Source organism: Cyclobacterium qasimii M12-11B (genome assembly GCF_000427295.1).
Classification (GTDB): domain Bacteria; phylum Bacteroidota; class Bacteroidia; order Cytophagales; family Cyclobacteriaceae; genus Cyclobacterium; species Cyclobacterium qasimii.
Window position 1 is genome coordinate 38,869 of the sequence record NZ_ATNM01000004.1, and the last position, 16,752, is coordinate 55,620.

A 16,752-nucleotide genomic window follows, 5' to 3' on the forward strand; every position below is an offset into this window, starting at 1 on the left:
GTAGAACTACTCCTTAAGTGAACAAACATTTTTTCTCTTGCGGTTGCACACTAATTTTGATTGCTATTGGATAGGGTGGTTAAATAATTTCAAAATAACGTTTCCTTTCCCAATCGGTAACTTTAGAAGCAAACTCTCTACATTCCCATTCTCTGGTTTTACAGAAATGATCCACAAAAACTTCCCCAAACAAAGATTTTGCTATGGCCGAATTTTTCATTGCCTCGGTTGCTTCTTTGAGTGATGTTGGGATAGATCCATTAGAATAATCTTCATATCCATTGCCAACTGTGGCGGGTTTATCCAATTCTAATTTGTGCTGAATTCCATACAAACCGGAGGCAAGGCATGCCGACATGGCCAGGTAGGGATTTACATCCGAACCTATCACCCGGGTTTCAAGTCGGGTTGATTTTGCCCCTCCTGAAAGGATCCTTAAGGCGGTTGTTCTATTGTCTTGTGCCCAGGTCAATGTTGTCGGTGCCCAGGCACCTTCTACCAGCCTTTTGTAACTGTTAATAGTAGGGGCAAACATTGGTAAAATATGAGGCAAACATTTCAACTGACCGGCTATGTAATGACGCATCAAAGGGCTCATGCTAAATTCCCCTTTAGGATCATAAAACAGGTTATTTTTAACGTCCTTGTCCCAAATACTTTGATGCACATGTCCCCCATTTCCGGGAAGGTCTTCCGTCCATTTGGCCATAAATGTGGCCATTATACCATGTTGGTAAGCAATTTCTTTTACACTTGTTTTGAACAAAGCAGCCCTGTCTGCTGCCAATAAAATATCGCTGTATTGAATGGCTGCTTCATACACTCCTGGGCCTGTTTCTGTATGCAATCCCTCTAATGGGATGTCAAACTGATGACATAAATCAAAAAGGTCATTGAAAAAGGCACTCTTCAGCGATGACCTCAAAATGGAATAGCCAAACATTCCCGGTGTCAATGGTTTGGTATTGGAACAATTTTCCCCACCAAAACCATCTGGAGTACTTTCAAAGTTAAACCACTCAAATTCTTGAGAGAACTGAGGGGTAAAACCTAAATCTAAGGCTTGCTGTTTAATGTTCTTCAATAATGTTCTAGGGCATACAAGTGCTCCATTTTCCTTGTCTTTGCTAAAATCAGCTAGAAAAAATGGAAGGTCATTTTCCCATGGTATTTTGCGAAAAGTAGCTGGGTCAATTTCTGCATGAAAATCGGGATAGCCCGTATGCCAACCTGTGACAGAAACATTGTCGTAGGATTTATCTTCCACATCCCAGCCAAAAACCACTGCACAAAAGCCCATTCCACCATCCAAAATAGAAAAGAACTTTTCTAGCGAAACTACCTTACCCCGCAATACCCCATCAATGTCAACAATGGCCAATTTGACCTTATTAAAAGAACTGTTCTTTAAACTTGATTTTACTTCTTCTTTACTTAATTTCATGAAGTTTTTGTCTTGTTAAGGAATAATACAAAGAAAAGGTATGCGCCTAAAAGCATGGCGAAAAACAATAGTGCCAGATTGAAATTATAAATGGTCATGGCAATTAAAGACAAACTTGCAATCACTAGCGCAACTATCGGAAACAATGGATAGTAAGGCACTTTAAAAGGTCTTTCTAAATCAGGTTCATTTTTTCTTAGTTTAAGAAAAGCGAGCATTGATAAGATGTAAAGACATAATGCACCAAATACAGCGATGGTAATGATCTCTCCGGTTTTACCCGTGAAAAGAGCTATAATCCCTATGCCCATATTAAATATCAAAGCATTAACAGGCGTTTTAAACCTTTTACTCACTTTACCTATTGCCTTGGGTGCATAACCTACACGACCAAATTCAAAGGTAGTACGCCCAGCTGCTAAAATAATCCCATTAAAGGAGGCTACTAGTCCAAATAAAGCTATAAATACCAATAAATGGTAATAAAAAGGATTGTCCCCTTTAACCAAACCCATTGCTAAAGGCAATGGGGAATCAGAGGCAACTCCTGATCCATCAGGATAAACAATCGCTTCCCAACCACCAACACCTACAGCAGCCAAAAAGGTAAGCACACATAAAATAACCAGTGTAAGCAAGGCAAAACCAAATCCTTTTAAAATATTCTTCTGAGGATTTATAGTTTCTTCAGCCACATTTGCTACCCCTTCAATCGCTAAAAAGAACCAAATGGCAAATGGTATTGCTGCTACTATCCCCATATATCCATTGGGAAGAGCATTGATCTGTAAGTTTTCGACTTTAAATTCCGGCAAGGTAACCCCTGCAAAAAACAACAGACCTAAAACAGCGATAATGGTAATGAACAATTCGAAAGTGGCTGCTACCTGAAGGCCTACAACATTAAGCGCAGTGAAAATGAGATAGGCCACAATACCTATCAGCAGGGGATCCAGCTCAGGAAAGAAAATGCCAAAATAGGCACCAATAGCTGAGGCAATAGCAGGTGGTGCAAAAATAAATTCAATGTTTTGAGACATTCCAGCCAGGAAGCCAAGGTGCTTGCCCAAAGCACGTTCAGCATAAGAAAAAGCACCTCCAGCTTTAGGTATGGCACAAGCCATTTCTGTGTAACTGAAAGTAAACGTCACATACATTATAATAATAAAAAATATGGCGATGGCGGCACCAAGGGTACCTCCTTCAGCAAGCCCTAAATTCCATCCAAAATAATTACCGGAAATTACATACCCCACTCCCAAACCCCACAACATAAACGGCCCTAAGGTCTTTTTTAACTGCTGCTCTTTTTCGTTTGTTATTTGATTCATATAAACTTTACTTTTTGGAAATGAAAAAGGACTATATAAAATATAATAAAATGTCAAAAATGCACATTATCGGATCATAATTACAAATTTTTCAATAAATCCTCCTTAAAATTAAAAATAATTTTGAAATTTAGCGTAAACACGTAAAATTATTTAAATAAAATGGTCGTTTAAAAATGAACATCCTTTTCAATTCTAAACCATAAATCGAAAAAATAACGCTTTAAAAATGGGCATTCAAAACGAAGAAGCAAAAATATAAAGTCCAGTACTTTACAACCATTATAATCACAAACCATTGTTAATTAACTTTTTATATTTTTATTCCAATAAAGCGGAAGAAAAACTGAAGATAATTTCGAACTTTAAAATTGTGTATTTTGTCTTTCAAGTAACAATATAGAGATGGTTAATGTACAGACCAAATCTAATTCGGACAATAATCACATAAAGGTGAAGTTTAATAGCATTCTTACCGTAATCAAACAATTATAGCTTGTTTCGGATTTGGCACAGAAAAAATTAAGGAAAAACGTATGCATATTGCAATTTCTGGGAATATTGGAAGCGGAAAAACCTCACTTGCATCAAAGCTATCAGCGCATTATGGTTGGCAAATAGAATTTGAATCAGTTGAGGAAAATCCCTACTTAGCGGATTTTTATACTGACATGCCCAAATGGGCATTCCATTTACAGGTATTTTTCCTACACAGTCGTTTCAACCAACTAAAAAGAATCCAGGGAAATGCCATTTCCACTATCCAGGACAGGACAATTTATGAAGATGCACACATTTTTGCAGCCAATCTTTTTGAATCTGGCTTAATTTCTAAGAGAGATTATGAAAATTACAATGGACTTTACCATTCGATGGTGAATTATATTAAAGCTCCTGACTTATTGATTTTTTTAAAAGCAGACATTCCCAAATTAGTGGACCAAATTGAGAAAAGAGGGCGGATTTATGAAAGGAACATTCAAATAGCTTACCTAAAAAATCTAAACAACCTTTACGAAAAATGGATTGCTGAATACAATTTGGGAAAGCTTTTAATAATAGATGTTAACAACATGAATTTCGTTAACAATGCAGAAGATTTCTCAACAATTGTAGGGAAAATTGACAGAGAGATTTTTGGACTGTTTAATTAAGCCATTTTTCTCACCATCCAGGAGCCAATGACTTTTAAAGTAGCGGCATCTGGTCTTAATAGCAATTTATCAATTCGCTGAAGTTTACCTCCAATCATAAGGTTTTCATAAGCAGGAATCCTTATTAATTTGAACCCTTGAAGCCTACTAATCAAATCATATTGCAAATCATTGTAGGCATTTAATTTCCAGCCGGAGGAACCATTTCCTGAGAGATCAGGAGCTTCTTCAGATCGTCCAAAGCACCTGGAAGCAATAGGTGGCCCATTCCAAATACGTTCCTGCGAGCCGGAGACCAAGCATTCCCTTTCAAAAGTCCTACACATTCTTAGGTAGCTTTGATGCCAGGAAAAACTAAAAGTCGAATAAATGTCTGCTTTTAATGTTTTGAGTCTATACCTATTGAAATGGTAGGGGTCATCATAAACGAACAAAAACTTGTCTATTTTAATATCAACTTTTAATTGATTTAAAAACGGGAATTCATCCTTTCCATTCAGTTCACTGTAAGCATCAGAAAGCAGGGCTTCTCCCTTACCTTCTATTAAGCTTCTCTTAACCGGTATGATGAAATCAACTTCCGAAGCCATTTCAATTTCTTCCAGGGCTTTGATTAATTGATCTGTTTTTAGGTGGTGCATTTAGACGAATAAATTAACAGTGTAAAAAAGTGAGGGTGAATCAATTATTCATTTTCAATTCTTTCCTTCAAATTGGGCTTGGATCCAGGAAATGTAGTTTTCGAGGACATATCATATCCAATCCATAGCATTATCGCTAAAAACACAATACCAAAAATGAGAAAAATCAACTTGTTCCTATTCATTGTTTCATCGAATTTATATTTTAAGCTAATCAAGTATACAAAAAAATAGTTCCCTTTAATCTTATACTTTTAAGGGGATTATGAGCGTTTATCACTAAATTACTAAAAGAGAATAATATTGGCTCTAATTGGCAAAAATCATTATTTATGTAAAAAAAAATAATTATTTGCTAAATTACAGCTTTCCAGCCCTATTTTTGCGTTGGACTAAAATGGCTATTGTTCAATACCTAGTCTATTTCAATCAACCTATTCAATAAGACCTATTATATGTACAAACAGATCAAACCAGATATGATCTATCATTATTTCGATCAGGATATTGAACTTATCCATGAAATCATAGAATTGGTTTTAGAACTGAATGTGCAAGATTTAAAAAATCTAATGCCTCTATACCAAGATGGAGAAATAAATCAAATAAAGAAGAAGTTTCATAAGTCTAAGCCCGTTTTTAGTTTATTAGGTGCTAATAATGTGAACAAAAACATTGTCATTTTAGAAAACAACATCAATACTGAATTTTCGGAAAAATACCCTGCTTTTCTGGAAGCCTTAAATGAACTTGAACAGGATTTACACTCATTCCTTAAAAGCTCGCCTCATTAGTTAGGTTGTGCCAATGATGGCATTCATTATTTCATTTTTCAATCCCTTCTAATAAATCCTTTTAATGATTAAGTTTCCTTTTTATAATCGAACACAATTCTTTGGATTTTCACTTTTGCTTTCCTTGGTTTTTTCTTGTACTCCGCAAAAAACTCAAACGGGGTTAGTGGGTGAAAAAGCCATGGTTGTGAGTGCGCATCCTTTGGCTTCAGAAGTAGGCAAAGAAATATTGCTACAAGGAGGCAATGCGGTAGATGCGGCCATAGCTGTCCACATGGCACTTGCCGTAGTATATCCACAAGCAGGAAATTTAGGTGGTGGCGGATTCATGGTAATCCGAGAAAAAAATGGTGCCGTACATTCGCTAGATTACAGAGAGAAGGCACCTCTGGGAGCAAGCAGAGACATGTACCTGGATGAAGAGGGTAATCCTCAACCTGAAATAAGTCAAAATGGTCACCTGGCCTCAGGAGTTCCGGGATCTGTTGACGGCATGGTAAAAGCCCATGAAAAATTTGGCACTCTTCCTTGGAGCAAATTGATAAACCCTGCAATATTACTTGCAGAAGAAGGTTATAAATTGACAAATGTAGAAGCAAATTTTCTTTCCGAGACTTCTATTAAACTTAAAAAATATTCTTCTATTGACCCTATTCATTTCACTGCCAAGGAATTTAAAAAAGGAGATGTTTTAGTACAAAAGGAACTTGCCCAAACACTTAAATTGATCAGGGACAATGGTCGAGAGGGTTTTTATTCAGGTGAAGTAGCTGATTACCTGGTTGCAGAAATGAAGCGAGGTGGTGGATTAATCAATCATGAGGACCTTGAAAACTACGAAAGCAAATGGAGGGAACCATTAACTGGAAATTATAAGGATTATAAGGTTATTACTATGGGTCCACCAAGCGGAGGTGGCATCATTTTGCTTCAGATGCTAGGCATACTTGAAAACCATTCCATTTCTAAGGACAAGTACAGTAATTATCTTCATTTGAAAACAGAAATGGAACGTAGAATCTATGCAGATCGAGCGGAATACATGGCCGATGCTGATTTTTATCCAGTTCCAGTTGAGCAGTTGGTAGCTGATAAGTATTTAAAGGAAAGGTTTCAAAATTTCAATCCTGAAAAAGCAACGCCATCTAATGAAATTAAAGCAGGTGATATCCCTCTGGAAAGTGAGGAAACAACTCATTTTTCTATTGTTGATGAGGAAGGAAATGCTGTATCCAGCACCACTACGCTAAATGGAAATATGGGATCGAAAGTACTGGTAGCCGGCGCAGGATTTATCTTAAACAATGAGATGGATGACTTTTCTATTAAGCCTGGTTTTCCTAACATGTTCGGTGTCCTTGGTGGAGAGGCCAACAAGGTAGAACCAAAGAAAAGGATGCTTAGCTCCATGAGCCCAACCATTTTAGAAAAAAATGGCAGTTTATACATGGTAGTAGGGACCCCTGGTGGCTCCACCATACCTACCTCAGTTTTTCAAGTCATCGTAAATGTTATCGAATTTGACATGGGCATGCATCAATCAGTCAATGAAAAACGCTTTCATAGCCAATGGAAACCTGATTGGATAAGCTATGAAAAAGGGTATTCTGACAAAGCAATACTTAAAGAGCTAGGTGCTAAAGGCCATGAGCTCAATGAAAGAAATGCTATTGGAAAAGTTGATGCCATCCTGAAAAGAGAAGATGGAACATTGGAAGCAGGAGCTGATTCCAGAGGCATGGATACGGCTGCAGGGTATTGACTTAAAAATGTTCACCTGTTAAGTTGTGAAATCATTTCTTGTTTTCACACATCCTCAAAAAATGGGGACTGGTTCCGGGGATACGCTCAATTATTTTTCTCGCCTCCAAGTCCAACTTTACGGATACAAGGTACCAGGGAATGGAGCCATCGAAACGATCCTTCAATGTAACTATGGCCAATTCATTCAATTCCTTGTAGGAAATCTCGTTCCTTTCCTCAAGGGTTTTAAGAATAAAGGCTCTAATTAGCGTGTATTTAGACAGCAAAATATTCACCCCTTTCTTGCCTTCCGGGTGCAATGTCAATAGCCTATTTTTCATACAGGTTCGGTTGATTTTTCAATCTCTACATAGAATAAACTTCAAACTACAAAAAAATAATATTAGATAGATCATTAATGATCAGGCCACTAATAATGCCTCTCATTTAATAGGCGTTTGATGAATTTTCACTCTACCCCATATTCACTGTACAAATAGTCCATTGCTTTTTCCATTACAATATCCTTTCCATTTTCGATAGTGCTATCGGTATTTTTAACATAGACATCTGGAACATGTCCAATTCCATCTAAGCTCGCACCGTTAGGCAATAAGAACTTCTGTATAGAGTACACATACCGCCATCCGTTTGGTAAAAAGCGCATATTACTTACGGTTGAAAAATCACCAGCAGTGGTATCCCCTATTTGGGTAACATGGTCAAATGCCTTTAAATGCAACAAGAAAATTTCACCAGCACTAATTGTTCTTCTATCTGTGAGTACTATTACCGGCTTGTTGTAGGTATTATTACTATCAAATTGGGTGTGATAAATCTTCTTTTCATCAAAATCATTGTAACCCCTACCATTTCTAGTCTGCACGCTATATATTTCATGTTCTCCATCAGAAAATGCCTGTGCAATTCTTGCTGAATACCTGTCGTCGCCACCGGTATTTTGTCTTATGTCCAATACAATGGCCTCGGTGTTTTCAAATATTCTGATTATCTCATCAATGACTGAAGGATTATAGCCATCCATTGATCCCAAGTATAGGTATCCTATATTCTTGTTCTTTACATTTCCATACCAAAGTTCATCTTCTGATTTTACCTCATTAATATTCTCCAGGTACCTTGAAAGCAATAATTCAGCGCTGAATTCAGCAATAGATTGTGCATTAAGCGTATAACCAGATTTATAATGATTGCTTCCATCATATAGGGCCGTATGACTGTCATCTAAATGTTCTACCATAGTTGTCATTACTTCCCAAAGTTCTTCATTAGATAGCTCATCAGTCACTTGTGGACGATAAGTTTGGTACAACTGATCCCAATCTATGTCTCTAACTTCAAATAGGCTGTAATGCTGGTCAAAATCATTCCAGAAGATTTCGAAATTGTTGGTCGGGCTGTTTGGTGCATCCTCACCTAAAAAAGCTTCTTCACAACCAAACCAGAATAGAGAAACGAGGATCAAACAAATATTTTTATTCATCTTGGAAATATTAAAATTGGAAGGCCATGAATTTATAAATTCTTCAATATTAACGTGGAAGTATTGAGTCATTTGATCAAAGATTAAATGTTATACCAGTAGCCGGCGTCATGGACATCCTTTTATAAGGGTGGAGTCCATTAACTTTTTGGAGGAATAGAGAATAATCAATGTTCCATGCCAAACGAGGTGATATTTGGAAAGTGTAAGTAACATTCCAATCCAAGCCTAAGTATTGACCAAAGGAGGAAGGTTCCCCCTGCAACATAATTTTAACCGGACTATCCTGGTTCTCTATTATAAACTCATCAATGCCATTATAGGGCGGTCTACCCAAAAATTGGGCAACAGGTATTCCGAGTGATGTTTGAATGCTGTGCTTTGGTTGCAATCGCTTTGTCAACATACCCTTAATGGCCAAACCTTGTGTAGAAGTGTAGCTAAATGCATCCAGATCGTTCCACTCGACGAAAAAAGCCCTGGTTTCATAAGCGCCTCCAACATGGAAATCGACGGATTCATTTTGGTTTGCAATCCTCACTAAATATTCCAGTCCAATATTGATGTCTAAATAGCTATTGGTAAACCGATTTGTCTCATTGGAATTCAATTCACCAGCACCATAGGCTATAGATATGCCTAAAATGTTTTTAGCAGTTCTCCGATAGGTTATGCCAAACTGCATCCCGTTTCCTTGTTGATTTAAGGGGGATAAAATAGCGTCATTTAGGTAATTATTCTGATATCCTGCACTTACCTTAAGGCTTTTAACTGCATGGTTAACTCCATTCTGCGCTTGTAAAAATCCGGCTGATAGGATAAAAAACAAAGTATAAAGAAGGGCTTTTTTCATTTTATAAGTAAAGGCTTTTTTAAGATTAATTGTGGTTTGTTAAAGTATGACAACCAAGTAGCGTTATACCCTTGCTTTAAAGAGAAAATATTAAAAAAAAGATCAGGAGTGTTTAAATATTACCCTCTTAAAGTAATTAAACCCCTGTGAAACAATAGGTTTACCAAAGACAATAGCGCTTATTGAATTCCGAATAGAACCATAATAATATACTAAGATTAGTAAATTACAGCAAGATTTAAGTTATTCTAAAATCAAAAAAGGTTTTGATATGAAAAATTTTGATGCTGTTTTTATCAACCTATCGGAGGACCTTTACCTGTTTCAACCAAAAAGAGAAGTGTTGAATCGTAATTTGTCGGTATTGTTGTCAAAAAATCAACAATACCGACAGATTTACTTGAATTTCATTACACATTTCCACGGATTTAAACCCGTGACTAATGGTTTTTAAGCACCTTAAACCAAATATTTGGAAAGACTTAAGTGTGCTTTTGTAAAAGTATTTTCTGAAATTATACCCGAAGTGATTTCACTTGGTGTTTTTAGCACCAATAACTTTACGGATACAGGTATTATTTTCTTAGTAAATCTTTAATTGCCTTCATCAGTACTCCTTCAACCTCCGGAGCTACGTTTGATGCCCTATTGCTTACTTCATAGCCTCCTTTTTCATAGGCCAGAGCAGTTCCAATGTATCCAGGGCCAAGATCACCATAAGATGCCATGGCGACAAATAAGTCCGGCCGTTCCGCTTTTGCCGCAAGCTGATATTCTACAAACAGTTCACCAGGCATGTGCAATAGTCTGGTATCATTCAGGCTTAGACACATTAAATCCAATTTTTTTCCAGCCTGTGACCTGCGCAACCATGCCATTTTACGCGCGTTTCCACTGCTTTTTACTAATAAATCATTGCTGGTTTTTAGCTCCTCTTGCATTTGGTACAAGTACTTGGCAGGAGGCAAAGCAACCGAAGAAACATTCCAAGTCACATTCTCTGCCGATATTGGTTCCCGCTTTGTTGTTTCCCAGGCTTTTTCCATTCCAGCAGCCAAACGTTCTGCAAAAATAAGTCGATTTTCGTGAGACCCATCATTGTATTTTCCTGCGGCAATATTGCCCCCAGCACCGTTAAAATGTACATGCAAGGCATCTGGTACTGCCAATTGACGAAAAAACCTGGCTACCCCTACGAAATCCGGATTAGGGATACCTGTACGGTAATAACTCTGAGGGTGCGTGGCATAATAACTAAAAATAGCAACTGGTTTGTCTTCATTCCAAAAGCTAACAAGTGACAACTCAGGATCAATCAATCCTTCAGGTTCGGCACGAATTTCAGCATCTTTGGTAGTGGACATGCGCGTTACACGAACTTTCCCATCTGGCCCATAAATGTTTCGGTTGGATGCCACTTTTTCTACAATGGCTTTGCCCAAGCCCAAATGAGTGACAGGCTGGGAATGACCCAAAGAACTTTTAACTGCAACTGTTAATCGACGAAGTGCATCACGGGCAAAAGTCCCATCAAACTGGGTAGGATTAATTTTTGCCGGATCAAGTCCCGCTTCGATAAGAATCTGTTCAGCTCCCGCATCAAATCTCGGTGCATCGTGCTGATGGATTGCATTTACTGCAATGCGTTCAGGAATAGATCCTACAGCAGCGGCAAGTGCCCGCTTGAAATCATCCATCCCTTCATTTCCAATAGCAAGCCAATCAACAGCACACAAAACAATTGGCAATCCTGCTCCTTGCAATACGACCCCTTTGGCACGTAAACCCAAGTCCCAAGTATTAATAGAAATATCATAAGCCAACGGGTCTCCTACCGGTGGCGTAACATCAATGTCAAAAGTGGAAAGCCTCAATCCCTCTGTATGGTTTTGAGGAGGAAATAGCTGGCTTTCCTTGATACTTCTCCCCTCTGCTATGGGAAGTTGGGTAAAGAAAAGTAGGCAAAACAAGCAAAGTATGGCAGACAACCTTTTATTAAAACCGCTCATCATTCTTAATATTTAACTTTCAAAAAACAATTCTTTCAAACTCCCTCAATTTAAGGGAATCCATTGTAATGAACAAAGGAGAAACCTGAGGTTTCTCCTTTGAATTTAAAGCCCACATTCATTCTCAGAGTAATCTGAAATTAACTTGGACTCGTATTTTAACAAATCATTTAAAGATGACTACTTAATATCCCGGGTTTTGAGGGAAATCAGCATCCACATTCAAATCGATTTGTTCCTGTGGTATTGGCCACCTGAAGTTATGTTCTGCGATATTAGCACCAGGTACTAGAGGGTTATCATTGTATTTCCTTACCCTTTCAAGGAGCATACCTGTACGCCTCAAAACAATAAGTCTCCACTCTTCACCATACAGTTCTCTCACACGTTCATCCAATAAGAAATCCATATCAATTTCTGATGCAGAAACAGGAGTTGCATTGGAGCGATCTCTCACCCTATTTACATCCGCTGCTGCAAGGCTATTATTACCCAATTCCAAATAAGCTTCTGCCCTTATTAGCAAGGTTTCAGCAAAACGCAAGGCATACCAATCCTTGTGAGTAATTCCTCCTCCTGAACGGTTTGGCTGCAAGAAATAATTTAAAGCATCAGTAAATTTAATGTGGATAGGGAAAATGATTTTCGTTGAATCCGCCATAGGATCAGGTCTTGCTGGATCGTAAAGGCTGAAATCAATCTTTTTCTTGTCGTAAGCAGACTCCGGGTTGTCATAATAAAAATTACGCTTTAGGTTATGCTCAGCATTCCTGATATCATTGTCCCAATCGTTTTTCCACACATCATAATAAACCAAGCTAGTACCTCTACCATTTGCAGTAGGTCGGCCTAAAGAATCGGAATATCCAGTATACAAACCATTGAACATTTCACCTTGAAAACCTTTTTTACCATCAGGAGTAAGTCCAATATCAAAATAACGTGGACCGAAAATATACGCACTCGCTATCTGTCCACCACCAATAAGGAAAGGCTCAACTTGAATGGCCCACATCGACTCTTTATTCTCAGTCAAGTTGTGATTTCCAAAACCAAAGAGGTCTAAAAACACATCTCCCGAGCCCCAAACATCATTGCCAAGTTTTGTACCAAAACGGCTTGTCATCAAATCGTAATCATAACCATCAATCACACTTGTAGCTGCTTCAGCTGCCAACTCAAACTCATCCTGTTCGAGATAAGTCTCCGCAAGATAATGCCATGCTGGTCCTTGGGTAATTCTTCCAGGAGCATCTTCTTCTCCTGGTTTAGGTAAATTAGCTGCCGCAAATTTGAAATCTTCCACCATCAAGTCGTGAATATCCGCAACAGGATTTCTAACAAAATCCGCCTTGGCCGAATTAATAGGCTCAGTCAATAGAGGAAGATCCCCATAAGTAGAAACCAGATACCTGTAAGCAAAGGCCCGAAAGAATCTAGCTTCAGCTATGTATTTGTTTTTACCTGCTTCACCACCCACAAAAACGTCAGGATCTGCAATGCCTACTTTATCAATCAATACATTTGACCATTGGATAATTTCAAACCCTACATTCCATGTAGCGATAACATTTCTCCAAACAGGAGTCATGTCATTGTATGAGTTTAAATAAGAACCTCCAGGACCAGGTGTTTCACCATTGTACCCAAGATCAGACCCATGTGTGGCCCAATTCATCACTCCAAATTCACCAAATGAATAGTATGCTGATCGGACACGGTCGTGAATAGCTGTAATTCCCTGGAATGCCCCCGCTTCAGTTAGATAAGCGTTGTCTGGTGAAAGAAAATCGATGGGTTTTTCATCAAGAATATCTTCACTACAGGACGGAAATATAAACAGCGCAATGGCAGCAACCACCAAAGACTTAATTGCTAGTTTTTTTATATTTATGTTCATTGTTTTTTATTTATCAGGTATTACTTAATTAATAAGCTGATTTCTTATAGGCTAAGATTCAAACCTAAAATGAAATTTCTCATAAGCGGAGTATCACTCACACCCGTTTCAGGATCCCAACCTTGCCAGTTTGTCCATACATAAGGGTTTTTGCTTGCGATATAAACCTGAGCGGACTGTAAATTTAATTTATTCAGAAAGTTTTGTCCGAAAGTGTAACCTAGGGAGATGTCTTGTATCCTTACAAAACTTCTGCTTTGATATACCCCACTCTGACGTTGAGGCACGTTATAAATACCTGTAGTATTCGTCGTTGGGTTTTCTGGTGTCCAGTATTGATTTACAGCTGAATTATTTCTTCTATCCGGGAAATAGAATAGAGGATTGATAATTGCAGCATTGTCCGCTAAATAATAATTTTTACCTCCTTGAATGGAATTAACAAAAATTGAAAGAGTGAAATTATTATACGTCAAGGAGTTGTTGATACTAAAACGATAACTTGGAGATTCGTTTCCGATCACCTTTCTATCATTTGTAGGATCTATGGCTCCATCACCATTCTGATCAACATAACGGAATTGACCTGGATACCATCCATCTAGTGTATTTCCACTAAAGAACTCTTCTTCAGTCCAAACTCCTCCGGCCATTTCATAATCGTATAGTGCACTAAGGGATTCGCCCACAAACCAGCCATTCCCAATATCATTGTCATTCTCGCCACCATATAATTTTGTGATTTCATCCCTGTTTAAAGCAAAGGTGAAATTGGTCTCCCATCTAAACAGTCCATCCATATTGATGGACCTCAAATCAAACTCTACACCTTTGTTCTTTAAACCACCTATATTCGTCCAGATATTCGCATACCCTGCAGTTCTAGGAAGTTGTCTCAAGACCAACACATCTGTTGTAGTTGCAGTATAGGCATTGAATGAACCTGTAATTCTATTTTGCCACAAGCCGAAATCCAAGCCTAGGTTATAAGAAGTGGTCGTTTCCCATGCCAGGTTTTCATTCCCAAGGTTACTTGGGTAAAGTCCAATAGCCGTTGATTGACCATAGACATAATACCTGGTTCCCATTCTAGACAAACTTGAATACCTGCCTATCCCTTGGTTACCATTTTTACCATAAGAGGTCCTTAATTTCAAATAGACTCCCAAATTTTCAAGGAAAGGTTCATCAGAAGCTACCCAAGCCAAGGAAGCAGATGGGAAAGTTGCCCATTTATTACCAGCACCGAATCCTGAGAATCCATCTCTACGTACCGTCCCAGTAAACATATACTTGGATTGGAAACTATAATTTACACGAGCCATGTAGGCAAGACTGTTTTCTTCATAAGCAGAAGAGCTACCAGTGATGACCTCAGCCAAACCAATATTATTATAACCAAGAATTTCATTTTCAAAACCTGAAGCTGTGAGTGTAGAAGAATTGCCACTTCTTCCTTCTCTACTGAATAGGAAAGTAGAATTAATCTGATGGTCTCCAAATCCTTTAGAATAACTAATTATATTGTTAATGTTAAAATCAGTTGATTCAGAAGGGTTTTTTATAGCCAAACCTCTATTTGATACTCCTTGAGGAGTTAAACTCGAATGAAAGGTATTGTTATTACTGTTGGCATATACCTGGGAATAATTGAACTCATAATTTAATCCTTCAATCCAAGGCACTTTAACCTTGATTCTTCCCACAGCAAAAAGCTCATTATCAATATCAGAATTATCAATATACTTGTATACAAGAGGATAAGGTTGGAACAATTCTCCTCCCAGGTAGATGTCGTAATTTGGCTCTCCGATATAATTATTGACCAATGGACTTGCGTCCCTTGCATTTGATAGACTGGTTGGAATTCCTGAATTATCTCTGGAACTATAAGAAACATTCAATCCAAAAGTTAACCAATCTGTTATCTCACTTTCAACATTGCTACGAAGGGTGAAGCGTTTGAACTTATCATTTTTCTGAATTCCTTCAACATCTGTAAAGGAACCGGAAACATAATAGGTGGATCGCTCAGTCATACCCTGAAGACTCAAGTTGTAATTTTGCATTGGAGCAACTTGTAAAACCTGATCTACCCAGTTGATTTCATTACCTGCAAGGTAATTTTGTTGCTCTTCAAAAGTCTTCAAATAAGAGCCTACTGTTTCTCTGTTGGTTAAATCTGCTCTTTGTGGTCTTCCTTCCGCACTTGTAGGATTGGTTTTATACCATTCATAAACTTTACTTTGATGATCCCAGTCCACCAAACGGTTTGCAAACTCGTCCCCATTCATTACTCTCATCGAGTTATTGGTCATGTCCTGGAAGCCAGTATACATTCCGAATGAAATCACCGGTTTTTCTGAGGTACCTTTTTTGGTAGTAATCAGCAAGACACCGTTGGCAGACCTTGATCCATACACAGCGGCAGCACTGGCATCCTTAAGAATATCAATTGTCTCCACATCATTGACATTGATGTTGGAGATACTTCCATTGTAAATCACACCGTCCATAACGATCAAAGGACCATCAGAAGCAGAAAGAGAAGTTTTCCCTCTTATTGAAAGTTCAGGCTCACTAGATGCTCCTCCCCTTCCTTCCAGGTTAACACCTGCAGAAGCACCTATCAAGGCTTGAAAAAGGTTGACATTAGCTTGATTTGCCTTGTCTTTCATCGAGATTCTTGCTACAGAGCCAGTAAGATCACTTTTCTTTGCCGTACCGTAACCAATGACAAGAACCTCATCCATTGAGGTTACATCCTCTTCTAATACCACATCCAATACCGTTCTGTTCCCTACGGCAATGCTTTGGGTAACGTACCCAATATAGGAAAAAGACAAAGTAGCGTCCTCTGGTACAGAAATCGAATATTGCCCCATAAGGTCGGTGGCTGTTCCGGTGGTAGTTCCTGGAACAAATACAGTTACACCAGGAATGGTTTCCCCATCGCTATCCGTTACGGTACCGGTAACGGTGATGTCCACAGCAATATTTTTGTTGTTTAATTGCTCATTATTTACAACGTCCATTGCTGGCTCAATTCTGTCGTCCATCCTCTTGTTCGCACCCCAGGAATATCCCAGTGTCAAGAATTGGGTGGAAAAAGCAAGGACAAATAATCCATGCTTTAGTTTTAAAATTTTAGGTAATTTTCTACTCATTAGTTAAGTTATTAAAATCCATAAATTAGGTTAAACATTAAATAACATTTTATTATTTTGAATACATTAAGCTATGAAAATTATAAACTACTTGATTCAATCGCAAGCGATTAATAATATTTATATTTTAAGTGGTAAAATAGCAAGAGTTCTGGACAAATATCCTTTTGAAATATTAACCTATGTGAAAGATAAAAGGCCAAAACTATCTT

General features: G+C 38.1%; 12 protein-coding genes. 3 read left to right on the forward strand and 9 right to left on the reverse strand.

From position 1 onward, the window contains the following. Positions 1-79: 79 nt before the first annotated feature. The gene (locus tag ADICYQ_RS00535) at positions 80-1,444 is read right to left on the reverse strand and encodes a glutamine synthetase family protein (protein WP_020891203.1); all 1,365 of its coding nucleotides are present in this window, start codon (positions 1,442-1,444) and stop codon (positions 80-82) included. Continuing rightward, entirely contained in the window at positions 1,441-2,775 is a 1,335-nt protein-coding gene (gene eat / locus ADICYQ_RS00540; protein WP_020891204.1) for an ethanolamine permease, read from the reverse strand. The genes ADICYQ_RS00535 and eat overlap by 4 nt, the downstream gene beginning before the upstream one ends. 536 nt (positions 2,776-3,311) lie before the next feature. On the opposite strand from eat, the gene ADICYQ_RS00545 reads away from it, so the two are divergent. Continuing rightward, positions 3,312-3,929 (forward strand): deoxynucleoside kinase, encoded by a 618-nt coding sequence (locus ADICYQ_RS00545; RefSeq protein ID WP_020891206.1) that lies wholly within the window; start codon positions 3,312-3,314, stop codon positions 3,927-3,929. Here the strand turns inward: ADICYQ_RS00545 and ADICYQ_RS00550 are convergent. Then, positions 3,926-4,570, reverse strand: coding sequence for a DUF7255 family protein (locus tag ADICYQ_RS00550; RefSeq protein WP_020891207.1), 645 nt, complete (start codon positions 4,568-4,570; stop codon positions 3,926-3,928). The two genes, ADICYQ_RS00545 and ADICYQ_RS00550, sit on opposite strands and share 4 nt — an antisense overlap. A gap of 455 nt (positions 4,571-5,025) precedes the next feature. Here ADICYQ_RS00550 and ADICYQ_RS00555 point away from each other — a divergent pair, with 455 nt between their 5' ends. Both ADICYQ_RS00555 and ggt read left to right on the forward strand, forming a co-directional pair. Then, positions 5,026-5,364 carry a hypothetical protein gene (locus tag ADICYQ_RS00555; protein ID WP_020891210.1) on the forward strand — a complete coding sequence of 113 codons (339 nt, stop codon included), beginning with the start codon at positions 5,026-5,028 and terminating at the stop codon, positions 5,362-5,364. A 64-nt stretch (positions 5,365-5,428) separates the two neighbouring features. Then, positions 5,429-7,126, forward strand: a complete 1,698-nt coding sequence (gene ggt, locus ADICYQ_RS00560) for a gamma-glutamyltransferase (protein ID WP_020891211.1) — start codon at positions 5,429-5,431, stop codon at positions 7,124-7,126. 31 nt (positions 7,127-7,157) lie between these two features. Here the strand turns inward: ggt and ADICYQ_RS00565 are convergent, their stop codons facing one another. The 6 genes from ADICYQ_RS00565 to ADICYQ_RS00595 all read right to left on the reverse strand — a co-directional run bounded on the left by ADICYQ_RS00565 (position 7,158) and on the right by ADICYQ_RS00595 (position 16,540). Continuing rightward, on the reverse strand, positions 7,158-7,448 hold the full coding sequence (locus ADICYQ_RS00565) for a DUF6958 family protein (protein WP_020891212.1): 291 nt from the start codon (positions 7,446-7,448) through the stop codon (positions 7,158-7,160). A gap of 128 nt (positions 7,449-7,576) precedes the next feature. After that, entirely contained in the window at positions 7,577-8,611 is a 1,035-nt protein-coding gene (locus ADICYQ_RS00570) for a S41 family peptidase (RefSeq protein WP_040413708.1), read from the reverse strand. A 76-nt stretch (positions 8,612-8,687) separates the two neighbouring features. Beyond that, on the reverse strand, positions 8,688-9,464 hold the full coding sequence (locus ADICYQ_RS00575) for a hypothetical protein (protein WP_020891214.1): 777 nt from the start codon (positions 9,462-9,464) through the stop codon (positions 8,688-8,690). A gap of 575 nt (positions 9,465-10,039) precedes the next feature. Then, positions 10,040-11,476 (reverse strand): hypothetical protein, encoded by a 1,437-nt coding sequence (locus tag ADICYQ_RS00585; RefSeq protein WP_235114219.1) that lies wholly within the window; start codon positions 11,474-11,476, stop codon positions 10,040-10,042. A 181-nt stretch (positions 11,477-11,657) separates the two neighbouring features. Continuing rightward, positions 11,658-13,373 (reverse strand): RagB/SusD family nutrient uptake outer membrane protein, encoded by a 1,716-nt coding sequence (locus tag ADICYQ_RS00590; RefSeq protein WP_020891218.1) that lies wholly within the window; start codon positions 13,371-13,373, stop codon positions 11,658-11,660. A 44-nt stretch (positions 13,374-13,417) separates the two neighbouring features. Further along, positions 13,418-16,540, reverse strand: coding sequence for a SusC/RagA family TonB-linked outer membrane protein (locus ADICYQ_RS00595; protein ID WP_020891219.1), 3,123 nt, complete (start codon positions 16,538-16,540; stop codon positions 13,418-13,420). Positions 16,541-16,752: the final 212 nt, after the last annotated feature.

Bases quoted from the DNA above. Each gene is read 5' to 3' on its own strand.
- ADICYQ_RS00535 (WP_020891203.1), bottom strand. From the start codon at position 1,444: ATGAAATTAAGTAAAGAAGAAGTAAAATCAAGTTTAAAGAACAGTTCT.
- eat (WP_020891204.1), bottom strand. From the start codon at position 2,775: ATGAATCAAATAACAAACGAAAAAGAGCAGCAGTTAAAAAAGACCTTA.
- ADICYQ_RS00545 (WP_020891206.1), top strand. From the start codon at position 3,312: ATGCATATTGCAATTTCTGGGAATATTGGAAGCGGAAAAACCTCACTT.
- ADICYQ_RS00550 (WP_020891207.1), bottom strand. From the start codon at position 4,570: ATGCACCACCTAAAAACAGATCAATTAATCAAAGCCCTGGAAGAAATT.
- ADICYQ_RS00555 (WP_020891210.1), top strand. From the start codon at position 5,026: ATGTACAAACAGATCAAACCAGATATGATCTATCATTATTTCGATCAG.
- ggt (WP_020891211.1), top strand. From the start codon at position 5,429: ATGATTAAGTTTCCTTTTTATAATCGAACACAATTCTTTGGATTTTCA.
- ADICYQ_RS00565 (WP_020891212.1), bottom strand. From the start codon at position 7,448: ATGAAAAATAGGCTATTGACATTGCACCCGGAAGGCAAGAAAGGGGTG.
- ADICYQ_RS00570 (WP_040413708.1), bottom strand. From the start codon at position 8,611: ATGAATAAAAATATTTGTTTGATCCTCGTTTCTCTATTCTGGTTTGGT.
- ADICYQ_RS00575 (WP_020891214.1), bottom strand. From the start codon at position 9,464: ATGAAAAAAGCCCTTCTTTATACTTTGTTTTTTATCCTATCAGCCGGA.
- ADICYQ_RS00585 (WP_235114219.1), bottom strand. From the start codon at position 11,476: ATGATGAGCGGTTTTAATAAAAGGTTGTCTGCCATACTTTGCTTGTTT.
- ADICYQ_RS00590 (WP_020891218.1), bottom strand. From the start codon at position 13,373: ATGAACATAAATATAAAAAAACTAGCAATTAAGTCTTTGGTGGTTGCT.
- ADICYQ_RS00595 (WP_020891219.1), bottom strand. From the start codon at position 16,540: ATGAGTAGAAAATTACCTAAAATTTTAAAACTAAAGCATGGATTATTT.